We start from the raw sequence: 18,136 nt of genomic DNA, 5'->3' as shown, positions 1-18,136 counted from the left end.
TTTCGCCCCCGGAAAATCCGACAGGCTGCCGCTGAACGACGTCCCGCAGTGTTTCGTCGTCATAAACTGATTGTACTGCCACAACACCACACGGTCGCCTCCCACTGCACGGCACAAGCCACAAGCGCGCTGTTCCTAGGTAAATTCCAGCAAATTTAGATGGAACTTATCGTGAACATACACTAACACTGCTTAAGTCGTCGGAATTTTTTTGAGGGAAATCATGGCTCGGACTTGGAATCGTGATCGTGCTGCGAAACGCATTCAAACTAGGCTGAGTGAAGTCCGCCTCGAGGACATTGAGATCCGTAAATACGTTCGCGACATAAACCTCGACAACCTTCCGCGCACGGTAGCTTATCGCGTGGATGGCGTGCATTTGTATGCCGATATCGTCAATCTCGATGATATGTTGAACGTAACGACCGTGGAGGGTGAAACCTGCCACAAACGGACCTTGCGTTTTCTTAACCTCCATTATCGCGCGGTGCATCGAATTCTGCAGGAAGTCGACGCGCTTTTCGTTGATTTTCACAATCAGCGCTTACATTCAGTGGTCACCAAGCCGTACGACACTGAAGACGGGCGTATCCATCGCGCCGTGGCAATTGGTCAGTTGATCATTGATGTCCTGAAGCGAACAGGTGAGGACGCCGACCACCCTGCGGCGAAGGTTCGAGTGGGTATCGACAGTGGGAAGGCCGTTGCCGTCAGCAATGGCCGTCGCGGCCACCGCGAACCACTTTTTTTGGGTGAACCCGCCAACCATGCAGCCAAGCGGGCTGGGGGAGGGAAAGCTACCGGGATTTATCTGACGAACCTCGCGCGCAAAGTGATTGGATTGAAGGACGTCGACAATCCAGACGTCAATCCGCTTTCGGCGTCGGAAATCGAAACATCGCAAAAATCAGCCAATCTGAGCGTGACAGCAGATCAGATCGTCTCTGAGTGGAAGACTGACTTGACCAACAACCCAATTGGTTCTTTCAGCTTCAGCGGTCACACGCCGCCGTACAGCACTCTCGATATTGAAACGCTGTCGGTCCGGAATTCGCGCCGGCAAGATGCCGCGACAGTTTACGGCGACATCGACAACTTCACCAACTACGTCAGCGCAAACATTGGCGACGACAGTGGTGCAAAGCACGTCGTGCGCGCTCTTCATGTCATTCGCAGCGAGCTCGATGCCGTTCTTCACAAAGACTTTTCAGGCCGGAAGGTTCGTTTCATCGGCGATTGTGTGCATGGCCTTCTAGTCGAGGGCACTGCTCAGACTACCGATAGCGAGACGACGATCAGCAATATGGTGCTCTGCGCCGGTGGGATGCGAAGCAGTTTCGACCTGGCAATCGAGAAACTGCAAGATGACGGCACTGATGCGACAGACCTTGGGCTTGCTGTTGGGTTCGAATTCGGACCGATGACAGTCACGAGACTCGGGGTAAAAGGCGCGCTTGTCCGGTGTTCTGTAAGCCGGGGAGTCATACAGGCGGAACGGGAGCAGCATCGTTGCGGAGAACATGAAACCGCTATCGGGCAGAATGCTTATGACAAAGGCAATGATGCAGTTCGCGGTATTTTTGGTTCGAGGCGGAAGCGCGCCAATTTGGACTACGATGTAGCCGTTACCGAGTTGTCGTCCAAGGGCGACAAGGTCGCCAAAGCAGCGGCGGCCTTTGCAACCGCCGGCTTACTGAAACCAGCGTCGGCTCCCGCAAGTCCCTACAGTTTTCAGAATCGCCCGACCGGACCAGCCAAGAAAGACGGCTTTTCTTGATCTGGTATTTTCAGAACGCGGATCGATCGCGGCACGAGCGGCTCGCCATCGAAGCGCTCGTTGGGGAAGTCCAATGGTTACGCCCGCTCGATTGGCGAATCGATGAACATCTTCGTTTGGTTTGGGACGCCGACATCTTGATCGGAGAACGCATATTTCCGATTTATCTTCGATATCCCAACCATTTTCCTCATTCACCGCCGCTCGTGATGCAACGAGGCGATACGTCTAGATGGTCCAGCCACCAGTGGGGAGCTGGCGGTGAGTTATGTCTTGAAATTGGCGCCGACAACTGGAACTCGGATTTTACAGGCGCAGATATGGTTCGAAGTGCCTATAGTCTGCTTGAAATGGAGGTGGAGCGAATACCAAGCTCCGAAATTCCATCTCGGCATCAGACGACCCTCGGCCAGGACCTTCGTTGGACGGTGAGCCGGCTTGCAGCGACGACATCTTTGCTGGAATTTGCCGCCACTCAAGACGTGCCCCTGGAAGGGAAGGTCGACTGCATAGTACACGACGAAGCCGTCATATATTACGCTTCACTTTTTGCTCGGAATGGTGCCGAAGTCTGGCGTGACGCGTCAATCCCAAAGCCCCTCCGAGCGGAATCCTTCAACATCGACGGGGTTCTAATTCCATGGCCGTCGGCAACGAGCCTTCCAACCATTGCGACAGTTAAAGACTTTCGCGCTGACTTGGCTGCCCAATGGTTCCCGCTGGATGATAATAGAAGGGTTGTCCTGCTTATGCAGGGCAAAGCGCTTCACGCCTTTCGGATGTATGGAGACTCCGTTTCCAAGGTGACCATCGTCGGTCCCGAGCTAGTCGTGGATCGACTGGGCGAGGACCATCGCTCTCTCTTGGAAAGGAAGGTGGCTATCGTAGGCTGCGGATCACTCGGTAGCAAGGTTGCAGCGAGCCTTGCCAGATCTGGCGTTGGGAATTTTCTTCTAGTCGATGATGACGTTCTTATGCCCGGTAACTTCGTGCGGCATGATCTCGATTGGCGGGATATCGTGACACACAAAGCAGACGGCGTTGCACGTCGCGTCCAGTTAGTGAATCCGATGGCCCAAACTGACATTCGTCGACAGCGGCTTGGCGGACAGGAGTCGAGCGGTAGTCTCGAAGGGCTCATCGAAGTCATCTCGCAGTGCGACCTTATTGTTGACGCGACATCTAGCGCAGAGGCGTTCAACTATCTGTGCGCCGCCGCCGAAAGTGGTGCGAAGCCAATGATATGGGCGGAAATTCACGGCGGGGGTATCGGCGGCCTGATCGCTCGTCATCGGCCAGGCATTGAGCCCGGCCCAGCACTGATGCGGCGAGTGATCGAAAATTGGTGCGCCGAGAAGGGACTCGTGGTTGAGCGCCCCGAAAGGTCATATGAGGATCGAAATGTAGGCATTCCTTGGGTCGCAGATGATGCAGATGTGTCTGTTATCGCAGCTCACGCCTCGCGATTCGCGATCGACCTGTTGATCCCTCGCTCGCCATCCATTTTTCCACACTCAGTATATTTCATCGGGCTTGCGGAAGGATGGCTGTACAGTGAGCCGTTCCATACGGAACCTGTTGACGTCGGACTGGCCTCTCAGGTTATTGCGGAGCAGAACATTCTCGACGAAGCCGACGTAGCTGCCGAACGGGCACGTATTATCCAAATACTTGGGAGATCATTTGGTCAAACTCCTCCTGCCGGATGATATAGCGTCGCGGCTCAATATCGCGCTGGCGAAAGCTAGACGCCAGGAGATCGGTGGTCTTATCGTCGGCGAGCACGTGACGGACGAAACGTTTCGGATTGTCGATATTTCAATCCAGACGAGCCATGGCACTCCCACACATTTCGAACGCGATCCTGTATTGCACGCGGAATTCCTGCGAGAATTTTTCGAGCGAACAGGCAGAGATTTTGAGCGGTACAATTATCTGGGTGAATGGCACTCGCATCCGAGCTTCGACCCGATCCCAAGTGCCGACGATGTCAGGACGATGCGATCGATTGTAAGCGACCCGAAAGTAGGCGTGAATTTCGCTGTCCTGTTGATTGTCCGTCGTACCGGCTCCACGAGGCTCGCCCTATCGGCGACCGCATTTTCCCAATTACTTCCTCCTGAGTCGGTGACCGTCGTCGGTGATGTTGGCACCGCAGCAAGGAAGAGGAGCCTCATGGAAGCCAGTCTGGATTGGCTCAGGAATTTGGTGTCTTAACGCCGAGTTGCCGCACGATTTTTCGGATTTGCGTGCAAACCGGTCCAAGGCGTGACGCCAGCGTGCTGGGATCGCCCGTTGCGAAAGACGCTGGCGTCAGACCATGGAGGTCCGACGGAAGGTTTATCCCCGTTTGGCGCGGATATACTAGGATACTGCGACGCCGACCAAGGCGTCCCATGAACATGCCAAGCTCAAAGAGCACGTTGTCTCGGATGGCAGAATTGCGAGCGCCTCGGCTGGTTTCGACGATGTCCTCGAATAGTGCGACCGCTACACCGAAATCGCTTTCGGCCACGGCTAGTTCCAGAGATTCAAGCGGATAGCCGCCCGCCCAGAAGACGCCGTTCGGCCACACGGTTGCAAGTACGTCATGCTGGAGACCGGTCTGGATTTCATTCGCAACGTCGAGCCCCTCCACAGACGACATTATAAACATCCTCGGCTTCTCGTTGGGGGTCGTCATGAGTCGATTGCGATCGAATAGCCGCCGCGACAACTCTTGGGCTACGGATTTCCAGATCAAACCCGGAAACTTGTCAGCCAAAGCCGAGAATTCTGCCCCCGACATCTTTATCGCTACGACCGTATCTTCAGCGAACACTGAGGCGGACCGCCGCTGGGAAGGCTCTATCGCGGCCATCTCGCCGACGTGCGCACCGGCCTTTAGAGTTCGCACCTCTTGACCTTTGACCACTACAGAGACGCCGCCGGCGACAAGAAAGAACACGTCGTTGTCCTCACCGCCTTCGGCAATGAGCGTATCCGCGGCCTTGTATTCTACGAGCTCGCCAGCCGTCGCGATTGCCTCAGCGACCGCTGCGTCACCACTGTCAAACTGCCGCTTCAGACTAGCGATAAGCGCCGAACTGTTGCCGCCTTCAAACCGCTCTTTCATATTCCCTCCCGGCAATGCATTTGTCTGAATCCTATGTATGTATTTGCTGGGCCTACAGGAAATGTTCGCGAGGGTACGAGGCTATGGAGTGGCCGGAGACGGCCAAATTATGAGCCGCGTGGTCCTAGGTTGCCAAAACTAGTGCCGACTGCTGAAGATTCTACGAGAATCTAGACGAAGCGCCGTTCCGGTAGATTGCCGATCTTCACTCGATGGTCCAACGCTCCCGTTGAGACGAGGTAGCCCATAATGCCGTCCTTTGATTTGATGAATGCCAACGTAGACTGCCCACTCGGGAACGTAATTTGTCCGGACGCGATCTCCAGCGCTGCGCTTTCTCCGGCGTAGTAATGGAACGTAATTGGGCGCTCCGTAACCTCAATCTCCAGTGCGTAAGTGCATGTGATATCCTTCACTTGGAAGCGCTGGCCCAGAGCGTCGATGACGTACAGTCCGTCCATCGGAGCAACGATTTGACTGTTGAGGGTCTGGCGGGTCGGATTGCGGGCCTCCGGGGGCAATTTGTCCATGATGAGGGATTGAATACCCTCGCCGGGGTAGGGCAAGCCGTCAGACGTATAGACTGCGGATGGATTCGTGACCTTTCGCCCGTTTTCCACCACGCCAACGCAGGCCCCGATCGCGGTGAAGTTGTAGAATTGGCCGACGATGGTGACGGTGCCAATCCATTCAAAGGATTCCGCCTCGGCCAAGTCCATGCATGTCAGGTTCAGTGCCTTTGCCTTGGTGCGGGCGGTGCGTGTAAAGCCGTTCGCAGCAACAACGATTCCGCGATGGATTCCAGTCTTTTCACACTTCTTAGCGAAGGCCTCAATCTGAGGAACTCCCACCTTTCGCCCTTGGTCCCTGCATTCAATGGCCGTCAGGTTGGGCCCGTGATGAGTACGACGGATAATCACCACGTCATGTTCGCGAAGCCGCCCGGTGTCCTTGTCGGGTAACCGTAAGGAGGAATCCACCGTCACGCCGTCATGGTGCGCGAACATACGCTCCAGGGTGGCAACGAAATTATGGAATCGCTGACCAGGTCGTTCATGAGAGGCGGTTTCTTTCACGGCGCAAATAGTACCACCATGGTGTCAGCGTTGCATCCCGTCTAAGACTTTGGGCTGGAGTTTATCCGCGACGATTGGCGAAGAACGTGTTTCTGGCCCATGGGGTCAGTCGGAGGAACGAGTGTCTGTCGGCGACGGTGCGACGCACCGAAGCTTGGCCGAGAATGAAGTCAACACGGGTTGAGGCTGACCGAGCGCCGTCGCCTTCAGGGTTGCGGGGATCCTTGCTGCGACTTTGGCTTGTTCGGCGAGCGTTGCGGGCGCCTCATGGGCTTCTCAGTAATAACTATGATTGAAGAGGTCGAGACCCCAGAGGAACATGTCTGAGTCAAGCGACGGCCCTGATCCCACGTCAGGGAGCATCGCAACATTTCGATGAATGGAAACGGGGGTTGTTCCTGGTTTGTGCTCAAAAAGCCGCATAAATGGCAGTCTGGTGCGACGTCCGGAATTATTGAGCATTTCACGGGGTAACCAGTCCGGAATTATGGGTTGCTGGCGGGCGGGCGATTGAAAACAGGAGAGTTTTCTGGCTGAGGGTAGGGGTTTCCGATCAAAGATCGAGTTTACTAATGGCCTCAATGACAGTTAATTCTGGATTGGCATTAAGCGATTGGATTTGCGTAGAATATAGCCGCCCTTATTGGTAAACCCGCTCACGGTCGACAACGGATTGGTCGACCCAAGACGACAGGATTGGTAAAACCTGAGCACCGAGGTTCAGCTCTATACTTCCTCCCCAATCGCTTGAGACTTGAGCCAGATGGCGTCAGTATCTCAGCGTTGGCGCTTGCGCACGACGGCGACGGCCTGATTAATTCCGGACAGCGACAGATAATTCTGGACGGCACACCATGCGGAGGCACTTCGCTTTGCGGTCCCAAACCATCACTTCTCAACCAAGCTGTTGCTCTGGCTACAAGGGCTGTGAGGTGCGGACCTGTGATTTGTCAAATGCAGGAATCCCTCGCTATTACTTGTCCCCGATGTGCAAGGAAGGCCTGCTCGTGAAGGTCGGTAAGGGCGGTATCGCGCCGCAGTGGTCGATGCGCCTGCTGTTTCAAGGGCCTCACGCATCTTGTCGACACTGCTGACCCGAGCATCCTGGCCGGCCTCAAAACGATTACCGTAGTCCCTTCACTCCGGCCGCCTTGACTAGGCCGAGAGTGCTTCTAAGCGCGTCATGCGCTTGCGATCTACATCGCTTTGGGGTCATGTCCTTCGACCCGAATGCAAAGCTTGCCGCGCCATATTCGTCCTTGACGCCACAGCTCATGAACGAGCGACGCCAAATGCAGGAGCAGACGCCTCAGAGTTTGGCCAGCGTAGCCAGCATCGCGATAGTCCGCAATGTAGTTGTCGACGTGAGGGAGTGAGGCCGCAGCCTCCACCTCGTGGCCCTTACGCTGCAGTTTCTTGACGGTGCGTGCTCTTATATAACGTGAGCCGCCAATGACCACAATTTTCATGTTGCGTCTCCTTGCCAGCATTGAAACCAAACATGCTCGCCGTCGTGCGTGCCGTTCCCGGTCAGCGTTTCGCCACTATCCTTTGCCGAGATCGTGAGGAAGTCGTGCCCGGAAGCCATTCGTTTCGTCTGGAGGTCTATCGCCTCGCGCTGGAAGGAAGCGCCGGCCTCCTCAAGCGCGATGTGGTCAGCCGAACTGCAGGCGAAGGAACTGTAGTAGAGTTTCACGATCTTTCTCTTGTCTGAATGCAGATGACGTTCCGCAAATGGAGGGGCACGAGCCCGTTCGGCCACTTGGCGCCGGTCGTTCCGGATAGCGCGTTGGAAGGCTCGCACTTGGCAGGAAAGACGGCTACGGTGCAGACAGGTAGGTATGCCTATGCCGAGGTGTGAGCGCGCCGAGACAATTGTTCTTTGATTGCCGCGCGCGCCAAGCCTGGCGTGAGAAATGGTCGCCGGAAGAGCCAAGACCGCCTGTCGCCGCATGGCGTTCTCGGTTATCAGGCCAATCCTTCGCTGAGGAAATAATAAGCGAAAGTATCGGGCGCACACACTGTTGGCACAATGACTGATATCCCGCCTCGGCCCCCATGGTGCCACTTGAGCAAAGAGATGACCACGGCCGCAGACATGCCTGCTCGATTGCCGCCGGCGCGATGAAGCACTTTCCAGCAACAGAGACCTTCATCATGAGCAATCCTGGCGAACCCGAAAGACGGCCCGCCGAGCTGGTGTTACCTGTTGAAGACCTTGCTACGGTCGAGGTCGATTTCTCTTCGCTGGTGCCCGGCACATCTGTGGTCGCGCAATGGCGCGGCAACCGGCGTGAGCATCGTCAGCGCTTGGCGCAGCACCTATCACGGCTCGCGAATTCACACTGCATCCTAGTGCGGCCATGCCAAAGCCGCGTCCTATGAAGCCTACTGGCCCTGGAGCTCGAACCAGCGAATTGATGTCCGGTGGCGTTCCCGGCTTCCCCCAGTAGGTTAGTGGGCGCCGCCGGCTGCTATATGACCCGGCTTCTTTAGCAACAGGACGGCCGACAACGCGATTATTAAGCTAACGCCAAGCAGGAAGAAGGTGTCGTTGAAGGCCATGACGAAGGCCTGCTGGCGTACCCTCAGCGCGATCGCAGCAATCGCTTTTTGTGCAGCGAGCGCCTGGTCGTTGATACCATGCGAATGGAAATAGGCGGTGAGCCGCACAATGCGGACGCGCGTTGCCTCTTGAAACAGGGATACCGATTGTACCAGCACGTTCGAATGGTACTGCTCGCGCTTGGTGAGGAAGGTTTGCAGCAGCGCGATGCCGACGGCGCCGCCGAGGTTGCGGGTCATATTGAACAGGGCCGAGGCAGAGCCGGCATTTTCCGTCTCGATGCCTGACGTGGCTATTGCCGAAAGCGGCGCCAATATAAGGGCTTGGCCGATGGCGCGCACGATGTTCGGCCAGAACAGCTGGTCGCCGGCATATGCTCCGCTCATGTGGACGTTCATGAAGTTGGATGCGGCAAACAGGGCGAAGCCGATCGCGATGACGAGACGGATGTCGAAGCGCTGCATAAGGCCAGGTACAAGCGGGATCAGGACAAGCTGCGGCAGGCCGGTCCAGGCGAGCACCATGCCGATCTGCTCGGCATTGTAGCCCTGAATGCGGGCGAGATAGACGGGTACGATGAAGACCGATCCGTAGAGCGCGACACCAAGCAGGAAGTTGGCGAGGACGCCGAAGCCGAAGTTGCGGCGTACCAGCAGTCTGAGGTTCAGCAGCGGATGGCTCGAAGTCAGCTCGATCCAGACGAACAGGGTCAGCGACACCGCGGCGACGATTGCCAGCCGCGCGATAAAGGGCGAGCCGAACCAGTCGTCTTTGTTGCCTTCCTCAAGTATGGTCTGCAGGGCCGCCAGTCCGATGGCCATGGTGACAATGCCCGGCCAGTCGCCTTTGGCGAGCAGGCCAAGCCGCATCGGTTGGCCGTCGAGCGAAAACCACAGCATGCCGACCATCAGCGCGCCCGGCACCAGGTTGACGTAGAAGATGTATTGCCAGCCCCAGTTCTCGGTGAGATAGCCGCCGATGGTCGGGCCTATCGCTGGCGCGAAGGTGGCCGACAGCGCGAACAGGGCCAGGCCGATCGGCTGCTTGGCTTTCGGCAACATCGTGATGACAATGGTGAAGGCGAGCGGGATGAGCACGCCGCCGGTAAAACCCTGGATCGCTCGTAGGACAATCATCTGACCTAGATTGGCGGCGAAGGCGCAGGCGACCGAAAAGACGAGGAACAGCACCGCGTTGGTGATCAGATAGATCCGCAGCGAGAAGACCTGAGACAGCCAGCCGGTCAGCGGGATCACCACAATCTCCGCTATGAGGTAGGACGTCGAGATCCAGCCACCGTCATCGATGCCAGCCCCAATCGCCCCCTGGATGTCGGCAAGCGAGGCATTGACGATCTGAATATTGAGCACGGCCATGAATGCTCCGAGAGCAGAGCCGACCACCGCCACCCAGACCCGCAGCGAATTGGCGGCACCAGCAGATCCGGCCGCGTTCTGGACGTCGCCGGCCGACGTCGGAAGCGAGGAGACGGCGGTTTTCATTGCTGCAACTCCTCAAGCGCCAGTAAGAACGGCGCCAGTGTCAATCATCGCGAAACTGAGGAACGACCGTCGGCCAGCACGGCCGCTTTGGTGTTAATGGTCGGCTCGACGGACATGCCGGACCTGAGCAGCCCGTCGAGCTTGTGATTGTCGATGGAGATCCTCACCGGGATACGCTGCACGATCTTGGTGAAGTTGCCGGTCGCGTTGTCGGGCGGCAGCAATGCGAATTCCAGGCCGCTCGCCGGCGACAGGCTGTCGACCTGACCAGTCAATTCGACGCCAGGGAAGCCGTCGACGGCGACGCGCACCGGCTGCCCGGGACGCACATGAGCGAGCTGCGTCTCCTTGAAGTTGGCGACGACATAGACGGCATGCAGCGGCACCACAGCCATCAACTGCGTGCCTGATGCCACATACTGTCCAACCCTGAGCGTGCGCGCGCCGACCGTGCCGTCGACCGGTGCCGTGATTGTGGCATAGGAAAGGTTCAGTCGGGCCTGATCGGAAGCTGCCTCGGCGCGATCCGTTTGGGCAACGGCACTGTCGCGCTCGGTGGCGAGTACGTCGATCTTAGCCTTTGCGGCGGCTAGGGAAGCCTGGTCGCGCTGCAACCCGGCGATGAGTTGATCGGCCTGGGCGCGGCTTGCTTCGGCTTTCTGCGCAGTACCGGTGCCGCTCCTTGCCAACGTCGCATAGCGGTCGGCGTCGGTGCTGGCGAACGCCAGCGAAGCTTGCGTTGCGGCGACTGTCGCCTTTGCCTGCAGGATCAGCGACTGCTGGAGCGCGATCTGTGCGTCGAGATTACGGACGGCCGCCTCGGCGGCCTCGACCTCGGCATCAGCCTGGGCGAGCGCGGCACGGAAGTCGCGGTCATCGATGCGGGCGAGAACCTGCCCGGTCTCGACAGTCTGGTTGTCATGCACCGGCACATCGGCAATGTAGCCCGATATCTTCGGCGCCACCGTCGTGTAGTCGGCTTTCAAATAGGCGTCGTCGGTAGACTCCAGATACCGGCCTGCGGTCCAGTAGCCATAGCCCCAATCACCTCCCGCGGCTGCGCAAATCAGAAACGTCGCCGCGAATGCGATCCGCTTGAGGCGGCGGCTCCTAGATACCGCCGCAGTGACGTCGCCGGGAGTAGCTTCCGTACCAACCGGCAAGGCACTCGGCTCTTCCGCCGAGGGCCGAGCTGGCTGCTCGACGAAGGCAGCCGGCCGCGGCTGAGGCACGGCCGCGCCGGGTGCGTTGGAGAAGTTGGTGGTCGCGGGCATCTCGGACATCTCATTCGTCCTGACGTTCATCGTGTTTTGCGCAAGAGCGGAATGCCCCTGTGCTCAAAAATCGGAAGCCGGACAGGTAAGAAGCTCGCCTGCCTCTTCGTTGGCTGCAGAGAGAAACCGGAAAAACCCCTGCTTTCGTCGTCCGTACCTCGTCCGGTTGACACGGCTCGAAGTACATATTGCGATATCCGAGCCGAAAATCATCTGCACCAGCGTATAGGGAGGTGGCTGCGATAGCAGCGATGAAGATGGTCGTTCTGATCGTTCTCTTGCTCCTGTTTGTGAAGGGGGATTGCCTGCCGATCGGAGCGGCAGCCAGACTGGGCTCTTGTCGGGGGGAGGCGGCGCGAGCCTACGACCTGACTAGGGTGAGCAGGTCAGGATTTGATAGTGTCGGCCTGCGTCGTGCACATGCCGTGCGGAAATTTCTCATAGACCTTGAGTGTTGCTCGCTTCAGTGTTCGCGAGAGTAGCGCCGAGTCATGGATCGGAACGATCTAGTCGTCGTCGCCATGCATCACGAACGGAGACAAGTCGATTGACTTGGAGGTGTTCGGTGAAGTGGGTCTCCGAAAAGGCCTTGATGAATTGAATCTGGGCATTGGCGGCGCCCATCATGTGTGAACGACGCTCGCAATGGCTTCGCGTCGGATCGGTTGAACACTTAGAACGGGCCGCTCGCAAAATCGAGATAGAACTGCGCCCGACTTGCAGCGCTTGGCTCAGCCCGTCAAAAACTTCGATAGGCAAACCACTTGGATTGGCAGGCGTCTCAAGATCGGTGGCACTGCCGGAGGCCGGCATCGCGATCACCCTGAAGCCGGCATTGCGATACACGCTGTGGACGGCCGATCTTGGCAGCTTGGAGGCGAGCGGGCATTTGGCCTTTGCCCCGAACGAGTGTTGCGGCAAACATTACGAAAATACCGGCATGGCGAAGATGAATTTCACGGGGAGTTCCGGGGACTGCTCAGCGTAGTTGAGGCGAGGCCCGAGGCTTTCTGTATGTCGGTGAAGGCATGCGTTTTTAACGGCTAGGTTTTCGATTTCTCCGCGTGAAAGGCTATAGCTTCAATCGGGACGTGTAGGTGCCTCACCCGGAGGTTTGGTCACTCACATCTCATGGATTTCCATGAGGTGCGGCTGCGGCGTGGTCCGGTTAAGATCGGAAAAACGAATTCACGAGCCCAGATGGTCAATGATGAGAGTTAAAGAAGGCGCTGACAGTCTCCGCCTTTCATTGTCCGGCAGGAGAAGACAATGACGACAGCGTTCAACTCGCTTGGCGAACCCGACGCGGAAGCGTTGCGGGCGGCTCGGATCATTGAAAGCGTGGTCGGCAATGGGTGGGCGACAGACGCGGCCGGCAGATTCAGCTATGTTACTCCCAGCACGCTATCGCTTCTCGGCACGACGCTGGAGGAGTTCAACACTTCGTCAGAAGGTGGCCCCGCGGGTTGGAAGCGGCTAATCCATCCAGACGACTATGACCGAGCCGTGGCCGAGTGGCGTCGCTGCCTGCAGACAGGTGAGCACTACAATGTGGAGCACCGCATTTTGCGCGCGAGCGGTGCTTACGGTTGGAGCCGAATCTCCGGACAGCCGCTGTGCGATAGCGAAGGTAACGCCGTTGCATGGTATGGCACATTGATTGAAGGCGATTCGCCGTCCGCAGCCACAGAGCGATCCGCTGACGTGATCATTGCGGCCGAGAAGGAAGCAGCCTCCGACGCTCACCATTCCCTGAGACTGGTCCATCCGGACGACCGGACAGCGGCGGCGCACGCAGTCGCCCGCGCGTTCTGGACAGGTGTCCCCCAGGTAACGAGGCACAGGCAACTGCAGGCCGACGGAAGTTATCGCTGGAACGAGACCCGATCGGAGCCCGGCTACAGTGTCAGTGTGGACATTGATGATCTGGTGACAGATGGGGAGCCGCTTTCCGGGGCGAACCTGGATCACTTGGTTGAGAACAATGCCGGGCCAATTCGATCGGCGAAAATCGTTGAAAGCATATTCGGGAACGGATGGGCGTTCGATGCGGCGGGTAGATGGATCTACCTGCATCCGTTCGCGCTGAGCTCCCTCGGGGTGACGCTGGAGGATCTGAACGCTCCATTGAACGAGGGGTACACCGCCTGGAAGCGTTTGCTTCATCCAGACGACTATGAGCAGATCGCGGTTACCTGGCGCCATTGTCTGAGGACCGGCGATCATTTCAATGTCGAGTTTCGCTTTCGGCGCGCAAACGGCACCTATGTATGGGCCCGAACCGCCGCGCGGCCCGCGCGCGACAGCCAGGGTCGTATCACGGGATGGTATGGAATCGCGCTCGACAACGATGTCTACAAGAAAACCGTGGCGGAGCTGCGCGGTCGGGAGCGGGAACTTTCTCAGCTCGTCGACATGGTCCCAGTCCAGATCAGACGGCTGACGCCTGAAGGCGAGCCGACCTTCTTCAACAGACGTTTGCTTGACTTCTTCGGTCTCGACGGTGTGGCGGATCTGGACAAGCCGGGGATGAGCCGGCAGGCGGCGGCCATACAGTCCCTCGTCTATCCCGAAGATGCGGCACGCCTCCTGGAGACCGTCCGCCACTCTCTGGCTACCGGCGAACCATACTCCATGAAGTATCGAATGCGCCGTGCGGACGGAGCGTACCGCTGGGTGGATGGACGCGGCGAGCCGCTGCGTGATCACAGCGGCGCGATTGTTCAGTGGTATGTGATCTCTATCGACGTCGACGACGAGATGCGCGCACAGGAAGCGTTGCGCGACCGGGAGCGGGAACTCTCGCAACTGGTCGACATGGTGCCGAGCTTCCTCTGGCGCCTGTCTGCGTCGGGCGAGCCGGTCTTCTTCAGCAAGCGAATGGTTGAGTATCTCGGCCTTGACGTAGGAGGATACGAGAATGTCGGAGGAAATGGCCTGAAGGCGGCCATTGCGGCTGTCGTACATCCCGATGACGCCGCCACGCTGGAAACAGCGATCAACCACTCGGTCACCACCGGGGAAAGCTTCTCCCTGAACTATCGCCTGCGTCGTGCTGACGGCGTCTTCCGATGGATGTCGGGCCGAGCGGAACCGATGCGGGACGAGTGTGGGACTGTCGTCCAATGGTACGGTCTTTCGCACGACATCGACGACCAGGTGAGGGCAGAAGAAGCGCTGCGGAAAGCCAACCGGCAACTGGAGCAAATGATTGACGCTGTGCCCGTGAATCTCCTGAGCTTTGCCCCTTCAGGCAGGATCACCTACACCAGCAAGCGATACCTGGAGAAGGTCGGTTCGCCACCGACGCACATCAATAATTTCGATGCCCTGGCCCGGGACCTGGCCCATCCTGAAGACTTTCCGACAATGTTTCGGAGGGCTTCGAATGGCTTTGCGTCCGGCCAGCCTTTCGTGAACCGCTTTCGTCGACGCGAGAAGGATGGCGTGTACCGCTGGATAGAAGCACGAGCGCAACCGTTAAGGGATACCGATGGCGCGATCGTTCAATGGTATATGGCTTCAATCGACATCGAAGATGAGATGCGGGCGCAGGAGGCATTGCGCGAAAGAGAGCGCGAGCTTCAGCAGCTTGTCGATGCCTTGCCGGTCCACATCTGGAGCTGGACGCCCGATGGCAAGCTTGCGTACGTCAATAGGCGGTCTTTGGAGGAACTCGGCATCTCCGGGGCAAACTTCGAAGACTTCACGAGGGTGGCTCGAGATCTGATTCATCCCGAAGACGCTCTCGAGGTGCTCAATAGGTCAGCCAGCTGCCTCAAAACTGGCGACTCCTTCATCATGCGGTATCGCCGGCGTTGGAAAGACGGCAGCTATCGCTGGATAGAAGGGCGTTGCGAGCCTCTGCGCGATCGGGACGGAGCCATCGTTCACTGGTACCAGGTCTCCATCGACATCGACGAGGAGATGCGCGCACAGGTGGCGCTGCGCGAGAGAGAACGTTCGCTGTGGCAGCTGGTTGAAACGCTGCCGGTGATGATCGATTGCGCCGCACCGAATGGTGAGCCGATATATCGAAGCCGTCAGCTCCGCGAGTTCCTCGGATATGAGTTGGAGGTATTGGACGGTAAGGGAAAATCCCGCCTTTCCGGGACACTCGACGAAGGCGTTCATCCTGACGACCTGGCGGGCGTCAAAGCGAACTATGCTCATTCGTTGGCCACTGGCGAACCGTATGCGCGGAGGCACCGTCTGCGTCGCTTCGATGGCGAATATTGCTGGGTCGATACGCGCGCGGCACCGATGCGCAATGCAGAAGGGGCGATTGTTCAGTGGAACGTCGTCTGTCTGGACATCGACGGTGAAGTTCGCACGCAAGAAGAGCTGCGCCTGGCGCAAGAGAGACTTGCACGCGCGAGCCAGGCGGCGAGTCTCGCCGAGCTTTCAGCCTCTATAGCGCATGAGGTGAACCAGCCTCTGGCGGCTGTTGTCGCCAATTCATATGCCTGCCAGCGTTGGCTCACGGCCGATCCGCCAAATATCGAGCGGGCGCAGAAGACTGTGGAGCGTATTATCCGTGATGCCAACTCAGCTGCGGATGTCGTCAGCCGTATCCGCGCCTTATTCAAGCAATCGGCAGACGCGATGGCTTACACAGCACTCGACAGCGTCATCGCGGAGGCGCGCGACCTCATCGCCGAGGAGGCGGTGCGGCGCCGTGTTCGTCTGGATATCGATGTCGAAAGCGACCTTCCTATTGTCGCGCTCGATCGGGTGCAGATCCAGCAGGTTCTGGTGAACCTCATCCGCAATGGGATCGAGGCGATGGACTCTGTTACCGGTGACAAGGTTCTTGGACTTCGCGTGGGCCGTATAGGGGACGCGATCCAGATCGAGATCAGCGATTGTGGCCCGGGCATTGAGTTTCCTGACCGAATATTCGAGCCGTTCTTTACGACGAAAGAGCATGGCATGGGCATGGGACTCGCGATCTGCCGTTCGATCGTCGAGTCCCATGGCGGACGGTTGTGGGTGGAGAAGAACGACCCGCACGGAACGGCGTTCGTCTTCACGATGCCAGTTGAAATGAAAGCGGCAGCATGACGCCCCACGATCAAATGGTCTTCATCGTCGATGACGACGTGCGTATTCGGGAAGCGCTTGGTGAGCTTCTGGAGTCCCATGGCATGCGCGCCGTAGCGTTCGGATCGGCCGGCGACTATGTCCTTGCCGACAAGCCGGACGTCCCCGCCTGCCTGATCCTCGATGTGGAATTGCCTGACATCAACGGTCTAGATCTGCAGAAGCAGATCGCCGAGGGCGATCATCCGCCGATCGTCTTCATAACGGGGCATGGCGACATCCCGTCCTCTGTGCGTGCGATCAAGCACGGCGCTGTGGACTTCCTGACAAAGCCTTTCAGCGATACGGACCTCATGGTCGCGATCCGGGCAGCGATCGCCCAGGACCGGGAAAGGCGATCAGAGCGCGCCGAACTCACCGTGTTGAGGCAACGCTATCAAGAGCTCACGCAGCGAGAACGCGAGGTGCTGCCGCTCGTTGTGAGTGGCCTGCTCAACAAACAGGCCGCGGCTGAGTTGGGGATCAGCGAGGTCACGCTGCAAATCCATAGACGGAACGTGATGCAGAAAATGGTTGCGGCATCACTCGCTGATCTCGTGCGCATGGCGGAGCGGTTGGAGATACCGATCAGCCACTCTCGACGAACGGGAGGGAACGGAGTGTGAGCAAGGTGCGACCTGTCGTGGCGATTGTCGATGACGACCCAAGATTGCTCGAGTCGCTCGAGAACCTTTTGGAGTCTGCGGGCTATGCTGCCCGCATCTTCTCGTCGGCGGGATCACTGCTCGTCAGCGGGCTGTCTGACGTGGACTTGCTCATTACCGATATCGGGATGCCTGGTACGGACGGCTTTGAACTTCGTGACTTGGTCAAGAAGACGCGTGCGGACCTGCCGGTGTTCCTGATCACCGGTCGTCACGAGATAGCCGATCAGCACCGCGCCAAAGGCATCAGCGGGTTTTTCCGAAAGCCCTTCGATGGCCAGGCCCTGCTTGCGGCTGTGAGCGACGCTTTACGCAACCAAGAACCGAGGGATGAACATGAGAGTTGACCAACCGCTCTTGCAGAGATCGACGCCGGTGTCACGGCAGCGGAACGCCGAGCCGCAGCAGCCGCTCGTCATCATTGTCGATGACGATGCGTCTGTTCGGGAGGCACTGTCGGAGTTGATACTGTCGATGGGCTTTGAACCGGTCTGCTTCGCTTCGACCCGAGAATTGCTCGACGCTGACGTCTTGGACAGCCCCGGTTGCTTGATCCTCGACGTCCGCATGCCAGGGGCAAGCGGCCTGGATCTACAGCACCATCTTGCGTCAAACGGCAATCCCAAGCCCATCATCTTCCTGACTGGGCATGGCGACATACCGATGACTGTCCAGGCGATGAAGGCGGGCGCGGTGGATTTTCTCACCAAACCGGTGCGCGACCAAACACTCCTTGACGCCGTGATCGCGGGCATTGCGGTGGATGCCAAGCGGCGGGCAGATGCGGTGGTCGTCAAGCGCAACATCGAGCGTGTCGAGACGCTGACCCCGCGCGAGCGCGAGGTGCTGCATGAAGTGGCGCGTGGGCGCCTCAACAAACAGATCGCTTTCGACCTCGGCATCAGTGAAGTGACCGTCAAGCTTCACCGCGGCAATGTCATGCGCAAGATGGAAGCAGCTTCCATCGGAGAGCTGATCCGGGCCTGGGAAACGCTGCCCCCGCCGATGCGCGAGGCCGGCGCGGCCAGGACTTTCGAAAGGGTGAACCTCGCCTCCGTCCGATAGGATCGCCCAGCGGC

14 protein-coding genes and 1 pseudogene are annotated in these 18,136 nt (G+C 58.3%); 9 read left to right on the top strand and 6 right to left on the bottom strand.

Translation table 11 applies throughout. From position 1 onward, the window contains the following. The first annotated feature begins 223 nt into the window (after positions 1-223). The 3 genes from FJ946_RS19260 to FJ946_RS19250 are packed head-to-tail and all read left to right on the top strand — an operon-like array spanning position 224 to position 3,994. A complete protein-coding gene (locus FJ946_RS19260) occupies positions 224-1,777 on the top strand; it encodes an adenylate/guanylate cyclase domain-containing protein (protein WP_224656322.1) in 1,554 nt (517 codons plus the stop codon). Then, positions 1,774-3,486, top strand: coding sequence for a ThiF family adenylyltransferase (locus FJ946_RS19255; protein ID WP_140523110.1), 1,713 nt, complete (start codon positions 1,774-1,776; stop codon positions 3,484-3,486). Before FJ946_RS19260 ends, FJ946_RS19255 begins: the two co-directional genes overlap by 4 nt. Continuing rightward, a complete protein-coding gene (locus tag FJ946_RS19250; protein WP_181165402.1) occupies positions 3,461-3,994 on the top strand; it encodes a Mov34/MPN/PAD-1 family protein in 534 nt (177 codons plus the stop codon). The genes FJ946_RS19255 and FJ946_RS19250 overlap by 26 nt, the downstream gene beginning before the upstream one ends. Here the strand turns inward: FJ946_RS19250 and FJ946_RS19245 are convergent. Then, positions 3,975-4,892 (bottom strand): TIR domain-containing protein, encoded by a 918-nt coding sequence (locus tag FJ946_RS19245; protein ID WP_140523116.1) that lies wholly within the window; start codon positions 4,890-4,892, stop codon positions 3,975-3,977. The genes FJ946_RS19250 and FJ946_RS19245 overlap by 20 nt on opposite strands. A 170-nt stretch (positions 4,893-5,062) precedes the next feature. Further along, a complete protein-coding gene (locus FJ946_RS19240; RefSeq protein ID WP_140523118.1) occupies positions 5,063-5,968 on the bottom strand; it encodes a restriction endonuclease in 906 nt (301 codons plus the stop codon). 854 nt (positions 5,969-6,822) lie between these two features. On the opposite strand from FJ946_RS19240, the gene FJ946_RS31550 reads away from it, so the two are divergent. Continuing rightward, positions 6,823-7,062: a type IV toxin-antitoxin system AbiEi family antitoxin domain-containing protein gene (locus FJ946_RS31550; RefSeq protein WP_347439601.1), complete on the top strand. Its 240-nt coding sequence runs from the start codon at positions 6,823-6,825 to the stop codon at positions 7,060-7,062. 102 nt (positions 7,063-7,164) lie between these two features. Here FJ946_RS31550 and FJ946_RS19230 read toward each other — a convergent pair whose 3' ends face one another. Beyond that, on the bottom strand, positions 7,165-7,437 hold the full coding sequence (locus tag FJ946_RS19230; protein WP_140523121.1) for an SDR family oxidoreductase: 273 nt from the start codon (positions 7,435-7,437) through the stop codon (positions 7,165-7,167). A gap of 32 nt (positions 7,438-7,469) precedes the next feature. On the opposite strand from FJ946_RS19230, the gene FJ946_RS30985 reads away from it, so the two are divergent. Beyond that, positions 7,470-7,682, top strand: coding sequence for a hypothetical protein (locus FJ946_RS30985; protein WP_140624922.1), 213 nt, complete (start codon positions 7,470-7,472; stop codon positions 7,680-7,682). Between the two features lie 740 nt (positions 7,683-8,422). Here FJ946_RS30985 and FJ946_RS19215 read toward each other — a convergent pair. The 3 genes and pseudogenes from FJ946_RS19215 to FJ946_RS19205 all read right to left on the bottom strand — a co-directional run. After that, positions 8,423-10,036 (bottom strand): MDR family MFS transporter, encoded by a 1,614-nt coding sequence (locus tag FJ946_RS19215; protein WP_140523129.1) that lies wholly within the window; start codon positions 10,034-10,036, stop codon positions 8,423-8,425. A 44-nt stretch (positions 10,037-10,080) separates the two neighbouring features. Continuing rightward, complete coding sequence (locus FJ946_RS19210) at positions 10,081-11,319, bottom strand: HlyD family secretion protein (protein ID WP_140523132.1); 1,239 nt, start codon at positions 11,317-11,319, stop codon at positions 10,081-10,083. 352 nt (positions 11,320-11,671) lie between these two features. Continuing rightward, a pseudogene (locus tag FJ946_RS19205) lies at positions 11,672-12,093 on the bottom strand (alpha/beta hydrolase); the annotation flags it as partial. 486 nt (positions 12,094-12,579) lie between these two features. Here FJ946_RS19205 and FJ946_RS19200 point away from each other — a divergent pair. Genes FJ946_RS19200 through FJ946_RS19185 form a run of 4 tightly spaced genes read left to right on the top strand, consistent with a single transcriptional unit; the run spans position 12,580 to position 18,122 of the window. Beyond that, positions 12,580-16,374, top strand: coding sequence for a PAS domain-containing protein (locus tag FJ946_RS19200; RefSeq protein ID WP_140523137.1), 3,795 nt, complete (start codon positions 12,580-12,582; stop codon positions 16,372-16,374). Continuing rightward, positions 16,371-17,018, top strand: coding sequence for a response regulator (locus FJ946_RS19195; protein WP_023767341.1), 648 nt, complete (start codon positions 16,371-16,373; stop codon positions 17,016-17,018). The genes FJ946_RS19200 and FJ946_RS19195 overlap by 4 nt, the downstream gene beginning before the upstream one ends. Next, complete coding sequence (locus FJ946_RS19190; protein WP_013896619.1) at positions 17,015-17,404, top strand: response regulator; 390 nt, start codon at positions 17,015-17,017, stop codon at positions 17,402-17,404. The genes FJ946_RS19195 and FJ946_RS19190 overlap by 4 nt, the downstream gene beginning before the upstream one ends. Further along, positions 17,394-18,122, top strand: a complete 729-nt coding sequence (locus FJ946_RS19185) for a response regulator transcription factor (RefSeq protein ID WP_140523140.1) — start codon at positions 17,394-17,396, stop codon at positions 18,120-18,122. The genes FJ946_RS19190 and FJ946_RS19185 overlap by 11 nt, the downstream gene beginning before the upstream one ends. The last annotated feature ends 14 nt before the right edge of the window (positions 18,123-18,136 follow it).

Source organism: Mesorhizobium sp. B2-4-7 (assembly GCF_006442685.1).
Classification (GTDB): domain Bacteria; phylum Pseudomonadota; class Alphaproteobacteria; order Rhizobiales; family Rhizobiaceae; genus Mesorhizobium.
This window is presented reverse-complemented; position numbering and strand designations above follow the sequence as displayed.

What these genes read in the sequence shown, in the direction of transcription:
- FJ946_RS19245 (WP_140523116.1), bottom strand. Translation starts at nt 4,892, where the DNA reads ATGAAAGAGCGGTTTGAAGGCGGCAACAGTTCGGCGCTTATCGCTAGT.
- FJ946_RS31550 (WP_347439601.1), top strand. Translation starts at nt 6,823, where the DNA reads ATGCGGAGGCACTTCGCTTTGCGGTCCCAAACCATCACTTCTCAACCA.
- FJ946_RS19185 (WP_140523140.1), top strand. Translation starts at nt 17,394, where the DNA reads ATGAGAGTTGACCAACCGCTCTTGCAGAGATCGACGCCGGTGTCACGG.
- FJ946_RS19195 (WP_023767341.1), top strand. Translation starts at nt 16,371, where the DNA reads ATGACGCCCCACGATCAAATGGTCTTCATCGTCGATGACGACGTGCGT.
- FJ946_RS19210 (WP_140523132.1), bottom strand. Translation starts at nt 11,319, where the DNA reads ATGTCCGAGATGCCCGCGACCACCAACTTCTCCAACGCACCCGGCGCG.
- FJ946_RS19230 (WP_140523121.1), bottom strand. Translation starts at nt 7,437, where the DNA reads ATGAAAATTGTGGTCATTGGCGGCTCACGTTATATAAGAGCACGCACC.
- FJ946_RS19260 (WP_224656322.1), top strand. Translation starts at nt 224, where the DNA reads ATGGCTCGGACTTGGAATCGTGATCGTGCTGCGAAACGCATTCAAACT.
- FJ946_RS30985 (WP_140624922.1), top strand. Translation starts at nt 7,470, where the DNA reads ATGCTCGCCGTCGTGCGTGCCGTTCCCGGTCAGCGTTTCGCCACTATC.
- FJ946_RS19215 (WP_140523129.1), bottom strand. Translation starts at nt 10,036, where the DNA reads ATGAAAACCGCCGTCTCCTCGCTTCCGACGTCGGCCGGCGACGTCCAG.
- FJ946_RS19200 (WP_140523137.1), top strand. Translation starts at nt 12,580, where the DNA reads ATGACGACAGCGTTCAACTCGCTTGGCGAACCCGACGCGGAAGCGTTG.